The organism is Lysinibacillus capsici (assembly GCF_003367505.1).
GTDB classification, from domain to species: domain Bacteria; phylum Bacillota; class Bacilli; order Bacillales_A; family Planococcaceae; genus Lysinibacillus; species Lysinibacillus capsici.
This window is the reverse complement of sequence record NZ_PXXX01000007.1, coordinates 167,353-190,120: the sequence shown is the minus strand read 5'-3', so window position 1 is coordinate 190,120 and position 22,768 is coordinate 167,353. Positions and strand designations below refer to the sequence as shown.

At 37.5% G+C, this 22,768-nt stretch carries 19 protein-coding genes; 14 read left to right on the top strand and 5 right to left on the bottom strand.

Translation table 11 applies throughout. The features are described from left to right. Positions 1 to 12: 12 nt before the first annotated feature. From C7B89_RS04225 to C7B89_RS04205, 5 genes are all read right to left on the bottom strand, one after another. Positions 13 to 933, bottom strand: a complete 921-nt coding sequence (locus C7B89_RS04225; RefSeq protein WP_048395384.1) for an ABC transporter permease — start codon at positions 931 to 933, stop codon at positions 13 to 15. Then, the gene (locus tag C7B89_RS04220; RefSeq protein ID WP_004227372.1) at positions 933 to 1,862 is read right to left on the bottom strand and encodes an ABC transporter permease; all 930 of its coding nucleotides are present in this window, start codon (positions 1,860 to 1,862) and stop codon (positions 933 to 935) included. Before C7B89_RS04220 ends, C7B89_RS04225 begins: the two co-directional genes overlap by 1 nt. A gap of 133 nt (positions 1,863 to 1,995) precedes the next feature. After that, positions 1,996 to 3,657 carry a peptide ABC transporter substrate-binding protein gene (locus tag C7B89_RS04215; RefSeq protein WP_054549875.1) on the bottom strand — a complete coding sequence of 554 codons (1,662 nt, stop codon included), beginning with the start codon at positions 3,655 to 3,657 and terminating at the stop codon, positions 1,996 to 1,998. 908 nt (positions 3,658 to 4,565) lie between these two features. Beyond that, positions 4,566 to 6,251 (bottom strand): methyl-accepting chemotaxis protein, encoded by a 1,686-nt coding sequence (locus tag C7B89_RS04210; RefSeq protein ID WP_066037180.1) that lies wholly within the window; start codon positions 6,249 to 6,251, stop codon positions 4,566 to 4,568. Between the two features lie 253 nt (positions 6,252 to 6,504). After that, positions 6,505 to 8,202 (bottom strand): Rqc2 family fibronectin-binding protein, encoded by a 1,698-nt coding sequence (locus C7B89_RS04205; protein ID WP_115673210.1) that lies wholly within the window; start codon positions 8,200 to 8,202, stop codon positions 6,505 to 6,507. A 259-nt stretch (positions 8,203 to 8,461) separates the two neighbouring features. On the opposite strand from C7B89_RS04205, the gene C7B89_RS04200 reads away from it, so the two are divergent. The 14 genes from C7B89_RS04200 to C7B89_RS04135 all read left to right on the top strand — a co-directional run bounded on the left by C7B89_RS04200 (position 8,462) and on the right by C7B89_RS04135 (position 22,763). Next, positions 8,462 to 9,337, top strand: a complete 876-nt coding sequence (locus C7B89_RS04200) for a YicC/YloC family endoribonuclease (protein WP_066037833.1) — start codon at positions 8,462 to 8,464, stop codon at positions 9,335 to 9,337. A gap of 43 nt (positions 9,338 to 9,380) precedes the next feature. Beyond that, complete coding sequence (gmk, locus tag C7B89_RS04195) at positions 9,381 to 9,998, top strand: guanylate kinase (protein ID WP_115673209.1); 618 nt, start codon at positions 9,381 to 9,383, stop codon at positions 9,996 to 9,998. 4 nt (positions 9,999 to 10,002) lie between these two features. Continuing rightward, positions 10,003 to 10,230 carry a DNA-directed RNA polymerase subunit omega gene (gene rpoZ / locus C7B89_RS04190; RefSeq protein ID WP_004227380.1) on the top strand — a complete coding sequence of 76 codons (228 nt, stop codon included), beginning with the start codon at positions 10,003 to 10,005 and terminating at the stop codon, positions 10,228 to 10,230. A gap of 134 nt (positions 10,231 to 10,364) precedes the next feature. Beyond that, positions 10,365 to 11,369, top strand: coding sequence for a bifunctional phosphopantothenoylcysteine decarboxylase/phosphopantothenate--cysteine ligase CoaBC (gene coaBC / locus C7B89_RS04185; protein WP_066037832.1), 1,005 nt, complete (start codon positions 10,365 to 10,367; stop codon positions 11,367 to 11,369). Next, positions 11,366 to 13,777 carry a primosomal protein N' gene (gene priA, locus C7B89_RS04180; RefSeq protein WP_115673208.1) on the top strand — a complete coding sequence of 804 codons (2,412 nt, stop codon included), beginning with the start codon at positions 11,366 to 11,368 and terminating at the stop codon, positions 13,775 to 13,777. Before coaBC ends, priA begins: the two co-directional genes overlap by 4 nt. An 84-nt stretch (positions 13,778 to 13,861) precedes the next feature. Then, positions 13,862 to 14,356, top strand: coding sequence for a peptide deformylase (gene def / locus C7B89_RS04175; RefSeq protein ID WP_004227388.1), 495 nt, complete (start codon positions 13,862 to 13,864; stop codon positions 14,354 to 14,356). A 1-nt stretch (position 14,357) separates the two neighbouring features. Next, the gene (fmt, locus tag C7B89_RS04170; RefSeq protein ID WP_103117565.1) at positions 14,358 to 15,299 is read left to right on the top strand and encodes a methionyl-tRNA formyltransferase; all 942 of its coding nucleotides are present in this window, start codon (positions 14,358 to 14,360) and stop codon (positions 15,297 to 15,299) included. After that, positions 15,296 to 16,657 carry a 16S rRNA (cytosine(967)-C(5))-methyltransferase RsmB gene (rsmB, locus tag C7B89_RS04165; RefSeq protein ID WP_115673207.1) on the top strand — a complete coding sequence of 454 codons (1,362 nt, stop codon included), beginning with the start codon at positions 15,296 to 15,298 and terminating at the stop codon, positions 16,655 to 16,657. The genes fmt and rsmB overlap by 4 nt, the downstream gene beginning before the upstream one ends. Next, positions 16,657 to 17,799 carry a dual-specificity RNA methyltransferase RlmN gene (gene rlmN, locus C7B89_RS04160; protein WP_048395368.1) on the top strand — a complete coding sequence of 381 codons (1,143 nt, stop codon included), beginning with the start codon at positions 16,657 to 16,659 and terminating at the stop codon, positions 17,797 to 17,799. Before rsmB ends, rlmN begins: the two co-directional genes overlap by 1 nt. Positions 17,800 to 17,805: 6 nt before the next feature. Beyond that, positions 17,806 to 18,555, top strand: a complete 750-nt coding sequence (locus C7B89_RS04155; protein WP_054549883.1) for a Stp1/IreP family PP2C-type Ser/Thr phosphatase — start codon at positions 17,806 to 17,808, stop codon at positions 18,553 to 18,555. A gap of 2 nt (positions 18,556 to 18,557) precedes the next feature. Further along, a complete protein-coding gene (gene pknB / locus C7B89_RS04150) occupies positions 18,558 to 20,546 on the top strand; it encodes a Stk1 family PASTA domain-containing Ser/Thr kinase (RefSeq protein ID WP_048395364.1) in 1,989 nt (662 codons plus the stop codon). An 11-nt stretch (positions 20,547 to 20,557) separates the two neighbouring features. Then, complete coding sequence (gene rsgA / locus C7B89_RS04145) at positions 20,558 to 21,442, top strand: ribosome small subunit-dependent GTPase A (protein ID WP_115673206.1); 885 nt, start codon at positions 20,558 to 20,560, stop codon at positions 21,440 to 21,442. A 2-nt stretch (positions 21,443 to 21,444) separates the two neighbouring features. Next, positions 21,445 to 22,113: a ribulose-phosphate 3-epimerase gene (gene rpe, locus C7B89_RS04140; protein ID WP_048395360.1), complete on the top strand. Its 669-nt coding sequence runs from the start codon at positions 21,445 to 21,447 to the stop codon at positions 22,111 to 22,113. Next, a complete protein-coding gene (locus C7B89_RS04135) occupies positions 22,110 to 22,763 on the top strand; it encodes a thiamine diphosphokinase (RefSeq protein ID WP_048395359.1) in 654 nt (217 codons plus the stop codon). Before rpe ends, C7B89_RS04135 begins: the two co-directional genes overlap by 4 nt. Positions 22,764 to 22,768 lie beyond the last annotated feature (5 nt).

The window sequence follows — 22,768 nt, the reverse complement described above, 5'->3', positions numbered from 1 at the left end:
TCGGCCACCTCCTTATTTACGTAGTTTTGGATCTAGAGCGTCACGTAAGCCGTCACCAACTGCGTTAAACGCAAAGATTGTCAGTGAGATAAATACTGCTGGGAAAATCAAGCGCCATGGAGCATTGGCAATAGCTTTATTACCATCAGAGGCCATTGTACCCCAAGAAGCAGTTGGAGCAGGCACCCCAAGACCAAGGTAGCTTAGGAATGATTCAGTGAAAATAGCAGATGGAATTGTTAACGTCATCGTTACTAAGATTGCACCAAGAGCATTCGGAACTAAGTGTTTAATAATTAAATGGCCTGTACTAGCACCTAATGTACGAGCAGCAAGAACATATTCTTGATTTTTAATAGATAATACTTCACCACGAACGATACGAGCCATGTTAATCCATCCAGTGATGGACAGGGCAATAATCATAGGAATTAAACCAGGTTGCATAACAACTAAAAGTACGATTACTACTAGAAGGTAAGGTACAGCTGTTAAAACGTCGGCAATACGCATCATGATGTTATCAACACGACCGCCTGCTAAGCCTGAAATACTTCCCCATAAAACACCGATAATTAAATCAATAATCGCTGCAGCAATACCGATAAATAGGGAAATACGAGCGCCTTCCCAAATACGAACGAAAATATCACGACCAAGGTCATCCGTTCCAAACCAAAATTGTGCAGATGGTGGTGCGTTGTAAACACCTAGCTGATCACTTGCTTTATATTGAGAAAACATTGGTACGAATGTAGCCATTAAAATAACAATGATTAAAATGATTATCCCAATGATGGCTAATTTGTTATGAGAGAAACGGAGAAATACTTCTTTCCAAAAGGAGACTGATTTATCAGCTAATTTTTCCGTTGCTTCATGATTTCCACCAACAATTTTAAACTTATCTTTTTCAATTTGTTGCTGTGTCATTATTTTTTCGCTCCTTTCAGTTTAATACGCGGATCAATCACACTATATAGAATATCAACGATTAATACCGCAAATAAAAGGATGATGGAATAGAACACCGTCGTACCCATAATTACTGTATAGTCACGGTTTGTAATACTTTGAACAAAGTGCTTACCAAGTCCAGGAATAGCGAAAATTTGCTCAACAATGAAACTACCTGTTACAACACCAGCTGTTAATGGACCAAGGTATGTTACGACTGGCAGAAGGGCATTTCGTAATGTATGACGGAATACGATTGTCCATTTACCAATACCTTTTGCACGAGCCATTTTTACATAATCACTATTGTTTTGTTCAAGCATACTTGAACGTGTTAATTTTGCGATAAAGCCCATGTGAGAGAAAGCGATTGCAAGGGCTGGTAAAATACTATAAATAAAGCCCTTCCACCCACTAATAGGGAACCAGCCTAGCTTAAAGGCTAAGAAATACTGCATTAAACCTGCTAAGATAAATGAAGGTACTGATATACCGAGCACCGCAAAGGACGTTGCCAAATAATCCGGGAACCTATTATGATATAGCGCGGAAACTACGCCAATTAATACACCGAATCCAACTGCTAATAGCATAGCTTCAATCCCTAATGTTAATGAAACAGGGAAACTTTCAGAAATCATATCATTTGTAGAACGCGCTTTATATTTCATTGACTCACCGAAATTGAATGTGGCCGTATCGATTAAATAATCTTTATATTGAATATACCAAGGGTTATTTAATCCATACGTTTCGTTTAACTTCTCCTCAATTTGAGGTGGGAAATTACGTTCACTCGCGAAAGGACTACCAGGAGCGAGACGCATTAAGAAAAACGTAACCGTTACGATGACGAAAAGCGCGAGAAGTATATACATCAGCCTTTTCAAAATATATTTAATCACATAAAACTCCTCCTTCTATTTGTCAATTTTCAGACAAATATATGCCTTCGTATTTTAAAAAGAGCTGACTCGCGCCGAAGTGGCTACGAGGCAGCTCTTCGCTGTAGAGCTAAATAAGCGAATTATTTGTTGATTATTTCTCTACTTTAACCTCTTTAAGAGAGATGTTACCAAGGATGTCTGCCTTCATGTTTTTCACATAATCTTGTACTACAGATAGGTTCGTGTAGTAGTAGATTGGAATAACTGGGAAATCATTTACAGCAACTTTTTCAGCTTGTTTTAAAAGCTCAAGACGTTTAGCAGGATCTGCTTCAACGTTAGATTGATCTAATAATTTTTTGTATTCTGCACTTTCCCAACCAGTATCGTTGTTACCGTTTGCAGCAGTGTCATACATTTCTAAGAATGTATAAGCATCGTTGTAGTCACCAACCCAGCCCATACGGCCAACTTGGTAATCTAATTGGTTAAGTTTTTCTAAATATACTTGCCATTCAGAGTTATCTAGACCTACAGTGATACCTAGGTTTTTAGTCCAGCCCTCTTGAACGTATTGAGCGATAGCAGCGTGTGCTTCACTTGTGTTGTAAGAAAGGTTAATTTTGATATCTGCTGGGTTTGTAATTCCAAGTTCTTTCATACCAGCTTCAAGTGCTGCTTTAGCACCTTCGATATCGTTATCTTTGAAGTAACCACGGTCTTCTTCAAAGCCATGAACTGCGATAGGAACCATGCCTAATGCAGGTTTTTGCTCACCTTTAGTAATGTTGTCAATTAAACCTTGACGATCAACTGCTAAAGCTAACGCTTTACGGATGTTAGCGTTTCCAGTGATTTTATCTTTTGTATTTAGCTTGTACCAGTAAACAGAAGCTTGGTCATTAATATTTAATGAACCATCAGCTTTAAATGCGTCGATTGAATCAAGTGCCACAGATTGGAATGGTGCACCTAAGTAGTCAATTTCTCCAGCTTTGAAGCTTGTTGCTGCAGTTGCTTCAGACTCAACCATACCGATATTAACAGTTTCTAAAGAAACTTTATCAGCATCCCAGTACTCTGGGTTTTTCTTTAATACGATTGTATCATTGTGTCTCCATTCAGCTAATGTGAAAGGACCGTTTGTTACATAGTTTTCACCAGCATCTGCATACCACTCATCATTACCTTCAACTACTTTTTGGTTTAATGGTGCATATGTTTTGAATGCTGTTAATTCTAAGAAGTAAGGTGTTGGGTTTTCTAAAGTTACTACTAATGTTTTTTCGTCTTGTGCTTTAACGCCTACATCATCAGCAGAACCTTCACCATTGTTGTATGCTGCAGCACCTTTAATTGGGTAAAGGATTGAAGCATATTCAGAAAGATTGTCTGGGTTTAATGCCCATTTCCAAGCGTATTCGAAGTCACCAGCTACTACTGGATCTCCGTTTGACCATTTAGCATCACGTAATTTGAACGTGTATGTTTTTAAATCTTCACTAACTTCCCAGCTTTCAGCAGCAGCTGCAACTGGACGAGCGTCTGCATCAAGTGTTGTTAATCCTTCAAAAGTATTTGTTAGAATAACACCAGAAGTTGTATCTGTTGCTAATGCAGGATGAAGAGATGGCGGCTCAGAAGCTACTACTACATTTAATTCGCCACCTGATGAAGTTGTTTCTGAAGAACCAGAATCTTTTCCTTCGTCTTTAGATTTGTCAGACGAATCTCCACCGAAGCCACATGCAGCAAGTACTAAAGAAAATACTGCAAGGACTGTTAGTAATAAAAACTTTTTGTTTTTATTCATGTGAATCCCCCTTATACAATTTTTAAGCCTTTTGTGAAGCTCCTATTTAATATACCAAAAAAATCATTGTGTACAAAATAAAAAAGATTCGAATTTATATAGTATTATCTGACATTTAGGAGAATAATAAATTTTTCCGATTTATCACGCTAAAGAGGCGAAGTGTATATATATTAAAAATTTGATATTTACTTATTCTGAATATCAAAAATAAAGTAAAAATAAAAAAATGATTTACTATACGGAAAATTCCTATTTTTTTGATAATATTATCGATATTTGAAAAATGAATCAAAAGTCATAGATGTAATACCTTGAGGAATTTGTATAGATTTGTAGAAAATCTATGTAAAACTCAGTGAATTAGATTCTTTTACAGGTAATTTCTTGTAATTTATTATCGCAAAACATGAATATTTTTATCTATTAATGATATATAAGAAACTTGTTTTGTATTTTTCTAGGATTATCCATTTGTGGGGAAGAAAAAGAAAAAAATGAGCATTTGTATGAAAAAAGGTACCCATACTAAGAAAAATTTGGATTTAGTGACAAGCTAGTTTACGAGATTAAGTTTTTTTGAAATAATTTTGGAGCTAGTTGTATATACATGCATATATGCAGTCGGTTACTGTTTTATTCATCAGTTAAAAAATAAAAGGAATGCTTCATTTCGCCTTGTATTCTTCCAAAGAGAACTGTTTAAATCGTATTGTTTTTTTGAGGATGTCATTTGTCTTACTGAAGAGGATTGATAATGCAAATAATTACTAAAAATCTGTTTATTCATCGAATGAAAACGTTAACAATAGCTATTCAGAAGGATATTCTTCCACTTTTTAAGTGGTATACCATGAAAAAAATATAAAAAACAGTGCATCCCATTTATAAAATGCACTGTTTTCTATTTAAAGTTTAAATTGATTGATCTGATTCTGTAAATCTAAGGACTTTTCGCTTAGATCTGAGGCTACTTGGTTTACTTGTTGTACTGTTATAGATTGTTCTCTTGTTGCTGAAGCTACAATTTTTGTATTATCCGCGCTAGTTGAAGCACCATGGGCGATTTCTGCAACGGACGCTGCAACCTGTTCAGCGCTAGCTGAAATTTCTTCAGAGGTAGCTGATATATCTTCTATTTGATCTGTCATCGTATTAATTGCTTTCACAATTCCTTCAAAGGCTTGTCCTGCATGTCCGATGATTTTAACGCCCTCTGTGACAGAATGAAGTCCATCAAAGACTGCTTTTTCTACATTATGTGTATCCTGTTGAATATCTAGCGTTAAGGCAACGATTTGGTTGGCTGATTGTTTTGATTCCTCAGCTAACTTACGAACCTCATCTGCTACTACCGCAAATCCTTTACCATGCTCTCCAGCTCTAGCAGCTTCAATTGCTGCATTGAGTGCCAATAAATTTGTTTGATCTGTAATAGCTGTAATAACAGCTGTGATCTGACTAATCTCATCTGATTGCTTACTCAATTTTTGAACAAGATTATTAATCGTTTGTGTTGATTCATGGATGACATTCATTTGTTGCTGAGCTTCTTCTACCGTCTCGTTTCCATTTGTTGCTAATTCTGAAGTTGTTATAGCATTCTGATGTAGTTGTTGAGTTGCCTCAGCTATTCGTTGAACACCTACAGCCGTTTCATCCATAGCGTGTGCGCTTTCGTTAGCTGCAACTGTAGCTGTCACTGCAGCCTCAGCTGTTTCGTTAATCCGTATTGTAATTTCATCAGCAGTGGCAGTAATTTCTTCAGTTGAGGCAGAAAGTTCCTCTACTGAAGCTGTTAAATGCTCTGCATTGTCCTGTATATGCGTTAATAAATTTTTCAGATTCCCCTTCATGGCATTAAAAGCTGCTGAAAGTTGACCAATTTCATCTTTTGATTGATGGGTAATATCTGGATGAATTAATTCTCCATTAGCTACATGGTTTGCAGCCAGAACGACAGATTTTAAAGGGCGTGAGATTGTCCGTTGTATATAGAAAATAAGGAAAATACCTAGAGCGATACCAATAATGATTGCGATAATGGAAATAATTTGTGAATTAAACACGGCCTGTTTAGATTCTTTTGTCACAATATCTAGTTGTTGCTTTTGATAGTTTCCAATTTGATCGGATACATCTTGTATACCTTTATTAGCTTGTTGGACTTCACCATTTACCTTCTGCAAAGCACCTTCTAGATTACCAGCTTCAAATAAAGCTATTGCTTCAGTTGCTGCCTTGTTAAAAGAATCATTATGAACTTTTAATTCCTGTGCATATGTTTCCATTTCAGCTGAATTCGATTTTTCAGTGATTTCATCTACATGTGTGTCGAGCATACTTGCATATTTTGAGAAACTCTCTTTGTTAGCAGGTTTGTCTTCGATGATGATGGCACGAATGAAAAGACCTTGCATAGCCATTTCGTATTGAATATCATCTGCTAATTCTACCAGGGCAACATGTCCTTCTAATGCATTTTCAATCTTTTTTTCAATGTTTGAAAATAACAGGAACATAATGAACAAAGAAATGATTAATGTGAGAATAATTGCAAAGAAACCAAAGCTTAATTTTTTACCTACAGACATATAGATACGCCCTTTCCTGAATGCTCTATAAAAATTTTTATACTTTAATTTAGCGTTTCTCAGTAGTAGAAGTCAATATACGTTGAAGGAAACAGTGCAGATTATTCATGTGTTTTTATATTGTTATTATAATAAGGAAGATTGTCTGTAAAAATCAATCAAGATAAGGTTGTTTTCATCGTTTTATAGTACGGATTACGTGTATTCGTTATAAAAAGGAAGAAACCGATACTATTTGTATCGGTTTCTTCCTTTATGACTGTTTCTTTAACTGTAAAATGACTGCCTCATCCGGGTCAATATACAGTGTCTTTTGTTCAAAATAGATGACGAAACCAGGTTTGGCACCATTTGGTTTTTTAACCTGTCGTATTTCGGTATAATCTACAGGCACAGAAGAGGATTCTCTGGCCTTAGAAAAATAGGCGGCTAGAGTGGCAGCTTCTCGCAATGTCGTTTCATCGGGTTCACTTGAATGAATGACAACATGAGATCCAGGAATATCTTTTGTGTGTAACCAAATATCAGTCCGCTTTGCTAGTTTGAATGTCAGCATGTCATTTTGTTTATTGTTTTTTCCAACAGAGATTGTTACACCTGTAGAAGAAACATAGCGTTCTGGTTCAGGTTTCGCTTGTTTTTTCTTTTTCTTCGCATGACGTAGTTTTAAGTAACCTTGCTCTGCTAGCTCTTCACGAATTTCCTCAATATCTCCAGGAGAAGCCTGCTGAACTTGCTGTGCAAGCATTTCGAAGTAAGAAATTTCATCAGTAGTTTTTTCTAGCTGCTCTTGAACCATGACCAGGGCATTTTTTGCCTTTGTATATTTTGTATAATAACTTTGGGCATTTTCAATAGGTGTTTTACGTTCGCTTACTGGAATCGTTATTTCTTCGCCAGTTTCACTATAGTAATTTGTGACAGTAACTTCCTTAACTCCTTTTTCAAAGGCATAGATATTAGCCATTAATAGCTCACCATATAGTTGGAATTGATCGAGCTTGGAGGCACGTTCATAATCCTTTGTTAACTTTTTTGTTTTTAAAGCTAATTTGTCAATCTCATTTTGTAGCCAGCGCTCTAAATCGCCTGCTTGTTGTTTTACACGATCTCGCTCTGCACGGGCAAAGAATACACGATCAAGAAGCTCATGGACATTAGGATAGCTTGTTATATCCCCATCATGCAAATGCGTTAATTCGATAGGGGAAAAGTATACTTTCTGATTGAAGAGTACGTACATAGGCTTCATTCCACCGTTCGCAAAGGAGGCCATAAAATCCTTGAAACATACTAGCGTATTTGAAGTCGTCTTCATTCGATACAATAATTCTTCCGCGTGAAGAGGTGAAAAACCAGCTAATTGTTGCACTAGCTCTTTAGAGGTTTTCCCTTCAGCAAAAAATGCTGTTAGCTCTTCATCTGTCACCGTTAAAGGATTCCATTTGTTTTGTGCGGGTGGTGCAATATACGGTTGCCCTGGTAGTACAGTACGGAAGCTATTGACTGAAGGCGGTAGATGTTTTAGGCTGTCAATAATTTTTCCCTGCTCTTGATCAATCAACAGTAGATTACTATGTCTACCCATAATTTCAGCATGTATTTCTCTTACAATTGGATCTCCAATTTCATTTTTACTTTCAATTTCTACTATTATAATGCGATCAAAATCACGCTGTTTTATAGAAGCAATAAAACCACCCTCTATATGCTTACGCAAAAGCATACAAAACATTGGCGGCTCTGCTGGATTTTCAATCACCTGTTCAGTAAGGTGTACACGTGCATAAGAAGAGTGGATGGAAAACAGTAATTTATGATTCTTTCCGTTCGCTCGCACATGTAAAATAACTTCTTGTGCATTGGGTTGATGTATTTTGGTAATCCGACCAGTGACTAGCTGTTGTAGGTCGGCAGTTATTGAATAAGTAAATAAGCCATCAAATGCCATATGAATTCCTCTTTCCAACGATATCAAGCATCTTGGTACTTTCGTATTTTTTTCTTAATGTATCTGCATGCACTATTTTTAAGCTCGCAAATACTCTTTTGGTATGTTTATCATAGCATTTTTTAGGTGAATATTAAAATATAGCTTCAATTGTGGTAGAATTAGCTTTTACTTTAACCAAATTTTTTTGGAGAGTCGTCATAATCGACAAAGCTTATGTTATAATAATCCCAGTATGCAAAGAAAGGTGTGACGAACCTTGGTGCGTAGTATGACTGGTTTTGGCAGAGGTGTCACAACAACTAGAGACTTTCAATTAACCGTGGAAATGCGCTCGGTCAACCATCGTTTTTTAGAAATTAACGCAAAATTTCCGAAAGAATGGCTTGAAGCTGAAATTTTTGCAAAGAAACTAATTTCTCAAGCTTTGTCACGCGGCAAAATTGATGTGATGGTATATGTGAAGGACTTAGAGAACGTAGAGCAATCTATTGAGATTAATTGGTCATTAATTGAAGCGTATCGTAAGGCAAAAGAGCAATTAGCAAGTAAAGTACCACTTGAAGAAAAATGGACGATGCAAGAACTTTTATCGTTAGAGCAGGCACTTGTACAGCAAAAACCCCAGCTTACACCAGAGGATTTGCTCAGTGCTGTTGAACAAGCGATTTCACAAGCGATTTCACAGCTCGTTCAAATGCGTGAGCGTGAAGGGCAAGAATTACAAGAGGTTGTTGTACAATATAAAGAACAGTTAATGGAGCAAGTCAATCAGATTCGTTTGTGTTCTTCACTTGCTGTTGAAAAATATCGTACACGATTAATAGAGCGAATTAATGAAGTTGCAGATGGCACATTGCTAGAAGATCGTTTACTAGCGGAAGTAGCAATTTTTGCAGAACGAGTAGACATCTCCGAAGAATTAGACAGATTAGATAGTCACTTCAATCAGCTGGAGGAAACATTACTTGAAAAGATTTCGGTTGGGCGTAAATTGGACTTTTTAATGCAGGAAATACATCGCGAGATTAATACGATTGGTTCAAAAAATCAATCTACAGAAGCAGCGATTGCTGTTGTTCAGGCGAAAACAATTTTAGAAAAGATGCGTGAGCAAGTGCAAAACATCGAATAACTTGCACGTGTCTGTTATAAATTAAGGGAGATATAGAGAATAAATGATAAAAGAACGTGGATTATTAATTGTTCTGTCTGGCCCCTCTGGTGTAGGTAAAGGGACAGTGCGAAAAGAATTATTTTCTCAGCCGAATACGAATTATGAGTATTCCATCTCGATGACAACACGAAATCCTCGCGAAGGTGAAGTAGATGGTGTAGACTATTTTTTCAAGACACGTCATGAATTTGAAGTGTTAATTGAAAAAGGTGGCTTATTAGAGCACGCTGAATTTGTCGGTAACTATTATGGAACACCATTAGCTTATGTAAATGAAACACTTGATGCAGGTCGTGATGTATTTTTAGAAATCGAAGTGCAGGGTGCAGCACAAATTCGTAAAAAAGCACCAGATGCCTTATTTATTTTCTTAGCCCCTCCAAGTTTAACGGAATTAAAAGATCGTTTAGTTGGACGTGGGACAGAAACGGAGGATATCATTGCCAAACGAATCGCTACTGCAAGTGAAGAGCTTGAAATGATGAGCTTGTATGATTATGTTGTGGAAAATGATGAAGTGACGAATGCCTGTGATCGTATAAATGCGATTATTAAAGCCGAGCATTGTCGTAGAGAACGTGTTGAAAAAAGATATTTGTCAATGTTGAGAGGAGAATAAAACAATGCTATACCCATCAGTAGACGCTTTAAAAAAAGAAATCGATTCAAAATATTCATTAGTGAGCCTTGCTTCTAAACGTGCTCGCCAAATGCAAGAAGAGCAAGACACAGAACGCTTACACAAGTATGTTTCCCATAAATATGTTGGGAAAGCACTTGAAGAAGTAGCGGCAGGTGTACTTACGAAAGTATCACAGGATGAGTCAACTGTGTATGAGGACGAAATCTAACATCATGTAAAGAGCTTTACTATGTTTACATGCATGCTAGTCTAGTTAGCAGTAGATTTTAATTATACAGAATGCCGAAAGCTCCCAGGGAATCCTTCTTTGGGAGCTTATCATTTGAAAGGACGACACCTAGCATGAATAAAAATATTTTACTTTGTGTTTCAGGCGGGATTGCCGTATATAAAGCTGTGGCACTCGTAAGCAAGCTATCACAAGCAGGAGCCAATGTAAAAGTCATCATGACAGCCTCTGCTAGACAGTTTGTAAATCCATTAAGTTTTCAAGTGATGTCCAAAAATGATGTTTATTTTGACACGTTTGATGAAAAAGATTCAAGTGTGATTGCTCATATAGACTTAGCAGACTGGGCTGATTTAATTTTAGTAGCGCCCGCTACAGCAAATATAATAGGAAAAATGGCCAATGGTATAGCAGATGATATGATCACAACAACCCTGCTTGCTACGACAGCACCTGTATGGATTGCACCAGCCATGAATGTACACATGTACGACCATCCAGCGGTAAAACGTAATTTGGATAGGCTATCAGCTGATGGCTACAAATTTATTGAGCCTTCCGAAGGCTTTTTAGCATGTGGCTATGTCGGGAAGGGCCGTCTAGAGGAGCCAGAAAAAATCACTGCACTTGTTCAAGATTTTTTTTCGGGAAAAACTACACCACTAACAGATAAAACAGTCATAGTGACTGCGGGTGCCCTACATGTACCATTGGATGAACAGCATGTAATTAGTCCACAGGCAACTGGAGCCATAGGCCGAGCTTTAGCACATGAAGCAAGAATGCTAGGCGCACATGTAATTGAAATAGAAAATTCTAATTTGTTTGATGCTATACAGCAACTGGAGGCTTATAAAATCCAATATCCTCAGGCAATATTGATCCATGCAGCAAATGTGCCGACTATAAAGGAAACGCCGATCATTTCGGTAGAAGGCATAAAAGCGATCACTTTCGGACAAAAAGTGCAAGGAACTCCAATGCTTAATATACTTTCTGAGAGATGGATTGATTTTAGTGAAAAAGCGCAGCTTAACGGACAGTTTTTGGCTACAATTAACCCACAACTTTTTGCTCAGACATTATGGTCATATATTATAAAGGGTGAGGAACAATGAGCTTCTTGATAGCAGAGGTCATTGTAGATGTCTCTACTTACCATGTAGACCGTCCATTTGATTATCAAGTACCTGTAGAATGGATTAGTGTTATCGAGTTAGGAAGTCGTGTTAAAGTGCCATTTGGTCCAAGGAATGTCCTGGGTTTTGTTGTTGGATTGAAGAAAGAAACAGATGTACCGTTAAATAAACTAAAGGCAATCAATCAAATTTTAGATATGGAGCCAGTCCTGACAGAAGAGATGTTGCGAATGGCGAAGTGGTTGAAGAACGATACGATTTGCTATGAAATAGATGCCTTGCAAGTGATGTTACCATCTGCACTTCGAGCCAAGTATGAAAAAATGATTAAGCTACAACAAGGTCAACAATTGCCACTAGAGGTACAGGCTATATTCGGGAAGCGTCAACGAGCAAATTTTAAAGAATTTGAACGAGCAGGTTTACTACCCCTTGTGAAGCAATTGGTCGCAGAAAACATTGTTTCAATCGAAAATGTTGTGAAGCAACAGGGAAATGTGAAAGAAATTCGAATGGTTCAAATAACAGCAGACCAACAACTTATTGAACGTGCTTTAGAGCAATCATCCAGAGCAGCTAAACAACGGCTATTACTGCAATGGATGTGCCAACACTTAGGAGAGGTTTTTACTCCCCAACAAATTTGTGACGAAGCAAGGGTCTCTATTTCAGTTTTAGAGGCAGTAATTGATAAAGGAGCTGCTCAATTTATTCAAGAGGAAGTATTTCGTGATCCATTTACGAAGGAAGTTTCACGTACACATGCCTTACAATTAACGAGTGAGCAGCAGGTTGCTCTCCAAGCTATTACTACAGCTATGGACCAGCAAATAGCGCAAACCTTTTTATTACATGGTGTAACAGGAAGTGGTAAAACAGAGGTTTATTTGCAGGCTATTCAAAAGGTATTAGAAGAAGGAAAAGAAGCCATTATGTTGGTACCTGAAATCTCTTTAACTCCACAAATGACCGAACGATTCCGCAGTCGCTTTGGTGAGATGGTTGCTGTGATGCATAGTGGATTATCTGTAGGGGAGAAATATGATGAATGGCGTAAAATCCAACAAGGCAAAGTGAAGGTCGTAGTTGGAGCTCGTTCAGCTATTTTTGCTCCTTTTACGAATATAGGGCTTATTATATTGGATGAGGAACATGAATCAACTTATAAGCAAGAAGATTCACCACGTTATCATGCAAGAGATGTAGCCATCTGGCGTAGCGAATTTTATAACTGTCCTATTATTTTAGGGAGTGCAACACCAGCATTAGAATCATTTGCAAGAGCTAAAAAGGGAGTATATAAGCTACTCTCCTTAAAACACCGTGCTTTACATCAGGCTTTGCCGACTGTTTTTATTGCAGATATGCGTGAAGAGCTGAGACAAGGTAATCGTTCGATGTTTTCCCAATCACTGATAGAAGCAATCCGTTTAAGGCTTGAGAAAAAAGAACAAATGGTGCTGTTTTTAAACCGTCGTGGCTATTCATCATTTGTACTCTGCCGAGATTGTGGAACAGTTGTCCAATGTCCAAATTGCGATATTTCATTAACCTATCATCGAACAACTGAAAAATTGAAATGTCATTATTGTGGTTACGAGGAACATGTTCCACAAATATGTCCGCAATGTCAAAGTGATCATATTCGTTATTTTGGTACAGGTACACAAAAGGTGGAAGAGGAGCTGTATAAGTTGTTTCCTGAGGCAAGAGTATTACGTATGGATGTAGATACTACGAAGCATAAAGGGGCACATGAAGAAATATTAGAGACATTTGGGGCAGGGCATGCAGATATTTTGCTGGGTACTCAAATGATCGCAAAGGGTCTGGATTTTCCAAATATTACGCTAGTCGGTGTACTTAGTGCTGATACATCCTTACATTTACCTGATTACCGCGCAGCAGAGCGAACATTTCAGCTATTAACACAGGTAAGTGGCCGAGCTGGGAGACATGACAAGCTAGGGGAAGTCATCATTCAAACGTATACACCTGAGCATTACGCAATTGATTTAGCTAAAACACAAGAGTATGAACCATTTTATGAACGTGAGATGTTTTTACGTCGCAGATCAAACTATCCACCTTATTATTTTGTAGCTCTTATTCAATTATCCCATGAAGATGTCATGATGGCTGCTGAATATGCTGGTCGAGTGGCTGATTGGTTACGAGGGAACTTATCGAATCAAGTAGCAATAATAGGACCAACAACTGCGAGTATTGCTCGTCTCCAAAATAGATATCGTTATCAATGTTTGATAAAATATAAAATTGAACCAAATCTAATTCCCGTGTTACAACGTTTACTTGCTATGTATAGAGCAGAGTGGATTAAACAAGGAATATTAATGACGGTAGATTTAGATCCGTCTACTATATAGTTAGCGTGTAATAATAGCACGATTTTTAATAAAAGTATCAATTAGCTAGTGCACTAGCTTTAAAGCAGAAATGAGGAAATAATAATGGCTATAAAAAAAGTAATTGAAAATCCTGCAAAAGTACTATCCACACCGTGTGCTGAAGTGACAGAAATTAATGATGAAATTATTACATTACTTGATGATTTATATGACACTATGGTGGAATATGATGGCGTTGGAATTGCGGCACCACAAATAGACGTAGGGTTACGGGTAGCAATTGTTGAACTAGGTGAAGAACGTGATATTTTAGAAATGATTAATCCAACTGTCGTTGAAACGGACGGAGCAGAAGTAGATATTGAAGGATGCTTGAGCTTTCCAGGGTTATATGGAGAAGTGGAACGTCCTAGTTATGTCAAAATTGAAGCATGTGATCGTGAAGGACGTGTTTATGAATTAGAGGCAGGTGGCTTTGATGCCCGTGCGATTTTACATGAAATTGATCATTTAGATGGTGTGCTTTTCGATTCAAAAATCAAGCGTATTGTCACAGCAGAAGAACTAGAAGAAATGTACGCTGAAGAGGAGGAATAAAATGACATCTATCGTTTTTATGGGGACACCTGACTTCTCCGCACCTATTTTGCGTATGCTACATGATGAAGGATATACTATTAAAGCAGTTGTAACACAACCAGATCGTCCAGTTGGGCGTAAGCGAGTATTAACACCGCCGCCAGTAAAGGCAACGGCTTTGGAACTTGGCTTGCCAATTATTCAACCTGAAAAATTGCGTGGCTCCGAGGAGTTACAGCAGATTCTTGCTTTACAGCCTGATCTAGTAATAACAGCAGCATTTGGACAGATACTACCAAAAGAATTATTAGATGCACCGGCTCTAGGCTGCATTAATGTCCATGCCTCCCTATTACCAAAATATCGTGGAGGGGCTCCGATTCACCAAGCCGTCATGGATGGTGAAAAAGAAACAGGAGTAACAATCATGTATATGGCAGAAAAGCTTGATGCGGGAGATATTATCTCTCAAAAAGCGATCCCTATTGAAGAAGATGATCATACTGGTGGACTTTTTGATAAGCTAAGTATGGTTGGCTGTGAATTACTTAAGGAAACACTTCCTTCTATTATAAATGGTACAAATAACCGTACAGTTCAAGATGAAGCACAAGTTACCTTTGCAAGTAATATTTCAAGGGAACAAGAACGGATTGATTGGACCAACGATGCTATTACTTTATACAATCAAGTGCGCGGTCTTCATCCATGGCCTGTTGCTTATACTACTTTTGAGGATGGTAATTTTAAAATTTGGTGGGCAACGATTGGCAAAAGTAAGCATGAGGCTAATCCAGGTACAGTGGTTGCCATTGATAAAGATCATTTTGAGGTAGCAGCTGGCAACGGGACAACTTTAGCATTATATGATGTGCAACCAGCTGGTAAAAAGCGCATGACCGCAGAGGAATATTTACGTGGGACAGGTTCTAAATTACAGATTGGGGACCAATTTAAATGAGTAAAAAAAGTGTAGTGATTTGGGATGGCAATGTACGAGATGCCGCATTGTCAATTCTATTAGCAGTTGATAAAAATCAGGCTTATAGCAACTTATTGCTAAATGAAACAATTAAACGGCATAAAATTGAAGCAAAAGATCGTGCTTTATTGACTGAAATAACGTATGGAACTTTACAGCATAAAATGACACTTGATTATTACTTAGAGCCATTTATTCGTGGTTCAATTGATCATTGGGTTCGCTGGTTATTAAGAATTTCGTTGTATCAAATCCATTATTTAACACGTATCCCTCCACACGCTGCAGTAAACGAAGCAGTAGAAATTGCCAAGCGTCGAGGGCATCGTGGAATCGCTTCTATGGTCAATGGCATATTAAGATCCGTGTTACGCAGTGGAGTCCCTTCAACAGATGACATAGCAGATCCAATTGAGCGCCTTTCAATAGAAACAAGTCATCCAATGTGGTTAGTTCAAAGATTTGTTGATAACTACGGTTTTGAAGTAGCGACTGAAATGTTGCATGAAAATAATAGACCGCCTGTGCAGACTGTGCGTGTTAATACGACAAAAGCAACTGTTCAGCAAGCAATTGCCAAGTTAGAGGCAGAAGGATTAACGGCTAATCAAAGCGACGTTATACCAGAGTGCTTATACATTACAAACGGTCAACCAGCTCGTACAAAAGCCTTCAAAGAAGGTATGATTACTATTCAGGATGAAAGTTCAATGATACCTGCTAATGTGCTAAATCCATCTCCAGGTATGCGTGTCTTGGATATGTGTGCGGCACCTGGTGGAAAAACAACACATATTGCCGAAATAATGAAAAATGAAGGGTCTATTTTAGCAACAGACCTTCATCCACATAAATTAGATTTAATCGACCATAATACAGAGCGTCTAGGGCTTGATATTGTTGAAACAGCCCCAATAGACGGACGGAAAGCACCAGAATTTTTACAAGCAGCGTCTTTTGATGCTATCTTAGTCGATGCACCATGTAGTGGACTAGGAGTTATGCGACGTAAACCAGATATTAAATATACAAAGCGAGAAGAAGATTTAGAAAGTCTTCAAAAAATCCAATTAGCTTTACTTGATGCAGCAACGAAAGTTTTGAAAATAAATGGTAAGCTTGTATACAGTACGTGTACAGTAGACATACAAGAAAACGAAGGCACTGTGAAAGCCTTTTTAACAGCACATCCAGAAATGGAAGCTATACAACTAGAATCTTTACCAACAAAATTAGCGGAAAAGCAAGCTAATGGCATGCTTCAAGTCTTTCCACAAGACTTTGGCAGTGACGGTTTCTTTGTCGCCGCCTTTCGTAAAAAAGGAGAATCCAACTAATGGTGGATCAAGAGAAATTTAATGAACGTATTAACGATTTAGTCGAAGAAGCAGAAGAAAAGCCCGTTCGACGTGTAAAAAAAGAAAAGCCAAATTTAAAAGAATCCATTTATTCGTTACAACCTCATCAATTAGAAGAATGGCTAAAGGAAAATGGCGAAAAGCCTTTCCGTGCTGCTCAAATTTTTGACTGGCTGTATAATAAACGTGTAAAGACATTTGAAGAAATGTCAAACCTTTCAAAGGGATTACGCGAAAAACTAACTGCAAATTTTGCATTATCCACACTATCAACCATTATTAAACAAGAATCTAAAGATGGTACCATTAAATTTTTATTCCAATTACAAGATGGCTATTCAATAGAAACTGTTTTAATGCGCCATGAATATGGAAATTCTGTCTGTGTAACAACACAAGTAGGCTGCCGAATTGGCTGTACGTTTTGTGCATCCACTTTAGGTGGTTTGAAGCGACATTTATTAGCAGGGGAAATTGTGGAGCAAGTTGTCAAAGTGCAGCAAACATTAGATGAATTGGGCGAGCGAGTATCTCATATTGTCATTATGGGTATTGGTGAACCTTTCGATAACTATGATGCAATGATGAACTTCTTAAAAGTGATCAATCATGAAAAAGGTTTAAATATCGGAGCACGTCATATCACAGTTTCAACATCGGGTATTGTCCCTAAAATTTACCAGTTTGCAGATGAACAATTACAAATTAACTTTGCCGTTTCTCTGCATGCGCCAAACCAAGAAGCACGTCAAAAGCTAATGCCAATTGCCCGTGCTTATAAATTGGAAGAATTAATGGAAGCTGTGCGATACTATACAAAAAAAACAGGTCGACGAGTGAGTTTCGAGTATGGGCTGATGTCTGGTGAAAATGATTCAGTAGAAATCGCAGAGGAACTATCTGCTTTAATTAAAGGAATTAAATGTCATGTCAATTTAATTCCTGTAAACTATGTACCAGAACGTGATTATGTTCGTACATCTCGTAGTCAAATTTTTGCTTTTGAAAAAACATTAAAGAAAAATGGTATTAACGTAACGATCCGCCGAGAGCAAGGTTCAGATATCGCTGCTGCGTGTGGTCAATTACGTGCACAAGAGAGATCTGAAGAAACGAGGTGACCAGTATTGGAATACACAGTCGAAAGTGATATTGGTTTAAAACGATCCATTAATGAGGACCGTGCTGCATTCTTTAAACGTCCAGATGGACTTGCACTAGCACTTGTAGCGGATGGCATGGGTGGTCATAATGCTGGTGATGTAGCAAGTGATATGGCAATTAAACAAATGGAATCCTTTTTTTTACAGGCAGACACACATCATTTTGTATCCACAACATCAAAAAAAGAATGGTTATTACAAACAGTTAAGCAATTAAATAAAACAATATATGACTATTCTTTATCACATGAAGACTGTAAAGGAATGGGCACGACATTTATTGCAGTGTTAATCGAAGAACAACATTGCTTCATTGCACATGTGGGAGACAGTCGTGTGTATTATTTCTTTGAAGATGGTGCACAACAAATAACAAGAGATCATTCATATGTGAACGTCTTGGTCGAAAATGGTGAGATAAGCGAAGAAGAGGCTTTGACACATCCAAAGAAAAATTTCATCTTAAAAGCGGTTGGGACAGAGGACACAATCGAACCAGACTTTTATGAAGTAGATTTAGCATCAGAATCGTATTTACTCATTTGTTCAGATGGATTAAGCAATAAACTAACTGTTTATGAAATGGCATCGATAATTACGTATCCAGACTCCATTAAGGAAAAGGGGCGTAAACTTGTAGAATTAGCAAATGCCAGCGGGGGAGAAGACAATATCTCCCTCGTGCTATTAACAAAAAAGGATGAGGAGGTGTAAGAATGCTTGTAGGTAAAAGAATTAGTGACCGTTATAAAATTTTAGAACTCATTGGTGGCGGAGGTATGTCCAATGTTTATTTAGCACACGATATGATCTTAAATCGTGATGTAGCCATTAAAATATTACGCTATGATTTTTCCAATGAGGATGAATTACATCGACGTTTTCAACGTGAGGCACTGTCTGCTACAAGTCTTACACATCCAAATATTGTTAGTGTTTATGATGTAGGTGACGATGGAGATCTACACTATATTGTGATGGAATATGTTCAAGGAAAAACATTAAAGCAGTACATACAAGAATTTGCACCAATTTCTCCTGCTAGAAGTGTGCATATTATGAAGCAATTAACGTCTGCCATTGCTAATGCCCACGAAAACCATATTATCCACCGTGATATTAAACCGCAAAATATATTAATGGATGCGGAAGGTAATGTGAAAATTACGGATTTTGGTATTGCCATGACGTTAAGTGCTACATCATTTACTCAAACAAATTCTGTGCTTGGTACAGTCCATTATTTATCACCAGAGCAAGCTCGCGGCGGTACAGCTACAAACAAATCAGATATTTACGCACTCGGTATCGTGTTATATGAATTATTAACAGGTGAACTTCCATTTTCTGGCGAATCTGCTGTTTCAATAGCACTTAAGCATTTACAAGCTGAAACGCCTTCTGTCCGTGCTTTTGATGCAACGATTCCCCAAAGCTTGGAAAATGTAGTATTAAAGGCTACTGCCAAAGATTCATCCCATCGTTATACTACAGTGGAAGAAATGTATGAAGATTTGGAAACCGTACTAACACCATCTAGAATCAACGATCCCAAATTTGTCATACCTGTGGATAATGATGTAACGAAAGCTATTCCCATCATTAAAGAGCAGATGCATAAAAAAGACGAAGATCTAACTAAAACAAGAGTTATTGAACCGATTATGGAAGCTAAAGCACCTTCTCAACCACAACCTAAAAAGCCTGTAGAAAAGCCAGTTCCTGTAAAGGGAAAGAAGAAAAATTGGCCCAAATATGTTGCAGGACTATTCATTGCAGCGGTTGTCATTTTCTTATTCTTTATTTTTGCAAAAGATTTATTTAGCCCGAAAAAAGTGGCTATACCAGATGTAGCAAATTTAACAATAGAGGAAGCGACAAAAAAATTAGAAGCAGATGGATTTGTTGTTGGTGAAGAGCATCAGGAGCGAAATCATGAGGAAATAGAGAAGGGGAAAGTTATAGAAACGGACCCATCAAAAAATTCATTACGTGAAAAAGGTTCAGAGGTAGACTTAATCGTTAGTTTAGGTGTAGAGATGACGACTGTTGATAATTATGTTGGACAAAATTATAGTCAAGTTGAAGCTTTAATAAAAGGAAAGTATAAAGACGTAATAAAAGAGGATGTCCCTTCTAATGAGCCAGAAGGAAGAATTATTGAACAAAGCATACCACCAAATTCTGAGGTAGTAGCGAAAGAAGAAACAATCACGTTTAAAGTTAGCCAAGGAGTTAGAATGGTAAGGGTTGAAAATGTTGTAAATTATACGAAAGCTGATATGGATGACTATGTGAAAAGAGCAGGTCTCAATTGGCGTATATCTCGTGAAGAACATCATGAAACCATCCCAGCTGGCAGTGTAATTTCGCAATTGACAAAAGCGGGTACTATGGTAGAAGAAGGTTCTATGATATCGGTTGTAATAAGTAAAGGGCCAGCAAAACAGCCCGATAAACTACGTGTCATACCTGTAGTCATTGAGTATAAACCTACAGAAGAGGGAATAGCTCAAAATATTCGAATTGAAATTCAAGATAAAAATCATACATTGTCTGAACCTGTTGAAGTATTTGAAATTTTAAGTGATACGCCATACAACATTCAGCTTACAATTGAAGATGGCAAAGATGCGAGTTATAGAATAATTCGTGACTCAGAAATAATTTTAGAAGGCAAAGTTAATTATAATGATGTCGATTAAGGAGGAATTGGATGGCGCAAGGCCAAATAAGAAAAGCATTAAGTGGTTATTATTATGTATTTGATGGACATCAACTGATTCAATGCCGAGGACGTGGGGTATTTCGTAATCGTGGCGAATCCCCACTCGTAGGCGATATTGTAGAGTATACAATGGAAACTGAAGGCTCTGATGGGACAATACAAAAGATTTTTGAGCGCCAAAATGAATTAGTACGTCCGCCAATTGCGAATATTGATCAAGGTATTTTGGTGTTTTCTGTAAAGGAACCGAATTTCAATACCATTTTACTGGATCGTTTTTTAGTTGTGTTAGAATCCTTCCATGTACATCCTATTATTTGTTTAACAAAAATGGATTTGCTAGAAAATGATGAACGTGATGAATTACAAAATTATATAGCAGATTATGAAAGCATGGGCTATACAGTTTTGCAAACATATAAAGATGAAGAAGAATTAGTAGAACGGTTACATCCTATTTTAAAGGGAAAAACCACCGTTTTAGCTGGCCAATCGGGCGTTGGGAAATCAACTTTGCTTAATACGCTCATTCCAGAGTTGAACTTAAAAACGGGTATTATATCCCAAAGCTTAGGACGGGGTAAACATACTACTCGACATGTTGAACTGATAGAGGTCTGTGATGGTTTATTAGCAGATACGCCTGGATTTAGTTCCTTTGATTTTGACGAAATTGAGAAAGAAGAATTAGGTGTATGTTTTCCTGAAATGGCTAGAGTAGCGGATGATTGTAAATTTAGAGGTTGCTTACACTTGAAAGAGCCAAAATGTGCAGTAAAGGCAGCAGTAGAAGCAGGGGAAATTCGAGACTACCGCTACAAGCATTATGAACAATTTATGCAAGAAATTATGGATCGAAAGCCGAGGTATTAATGATGATACAAATAGCACCATCAATTTTAGCAGCAAATTTTGCAAAGTTAGGTGAAGAAGTAAAGGAAGTAGAGCAAGCAGGTGCACAACTTATTCATATTGATGTAATGGATGGTCACTTTGTACCGAATATCTCATTTGGTTCTATTGTATTGGATGCTATCCGTCCATTAACGAAGTTACCATTAGATGTGCATTTAATGATAGAAAATCCAGATCAGTATATTGAACAGTTCGCAAAAGCTGGAGCAGATTATATTACAGTACATGTAGAAGCATGTCGTCATTTACATCGAACAATTCAATTAATCCGTTCTTTTGGTGTAAAAGCGGGTGTCGTATTAAATCCACATACACCGATAGAATCAATTCAACACATTTTAGAAGATATTGATATGGTATTATTAATGACTGTTAATCCTGGATTCGGTGGACAAAAATTTATTCATTCTGTTGTACCTAAAATTGAAGCATTATCAACAATAATTAAGGAGCGAGGCTTAGATATTGCCATTGAAATTGATGGTGGTATTACTGCTGAAACAATTGTGCCATGTGCACAGGCTGGAGCGACAATTTTTGTAGCTGGGTCAGCTATCTATAGTAAAGAAGATCGAACAGCTGCTCTTCAAGAGATTTTACTAGCTGGTGAGGCAGCGATTAAAGGATGACGACAGTCGTTGTTTGTGCAGGTGGTCCAAAAAATGAGCTTTGTTCATTTTCATCGTTTCAGCAACAACAGGATGTTGTGTTTATCGGGGCTGATCGTGGCGCTTTATATTTAATTGAGCAAGGAATTACGCCCCATGCTATTGTTGGTGATTTTGATTCTTTAACGGATGAAGAATATCGACAAGTAATGGCACAAACCAATGATCAACAACGTTTTCAAGAAGAGAAAAATGAAACAGACACGGATTTAGCTTTGCTTAAAGCCTATACGTTTGCACCACAAGAAATTATTTTGACAGGTGTGACGGGTGGGCGTTTAGATCATTACGAGGCAGCTGTTCGTTCTATTTATCGGTTACAAAAAGAGCATCCTCAAATTGAGTTAAAGATAATCAATCATACTAATATGTTGCAATTTTTACTACCAGGTACACATACAATTTATGCAGATGATCGATACCGATACTTGTCTTTTTTTGCTCACGAGGAGCCTATTCAAGGTGTAACATTACGACAAGTAAAATATGAAACAACGAATGAGGAAATTTCCTTAGGAACATCTCGATTTACAAGTAATGAAATAATAGGAACTTCAGGGTCTATATCTTTCTCGCAAGGCATATGTTTAATGATAAGAAGCATAGATTAGCGTAA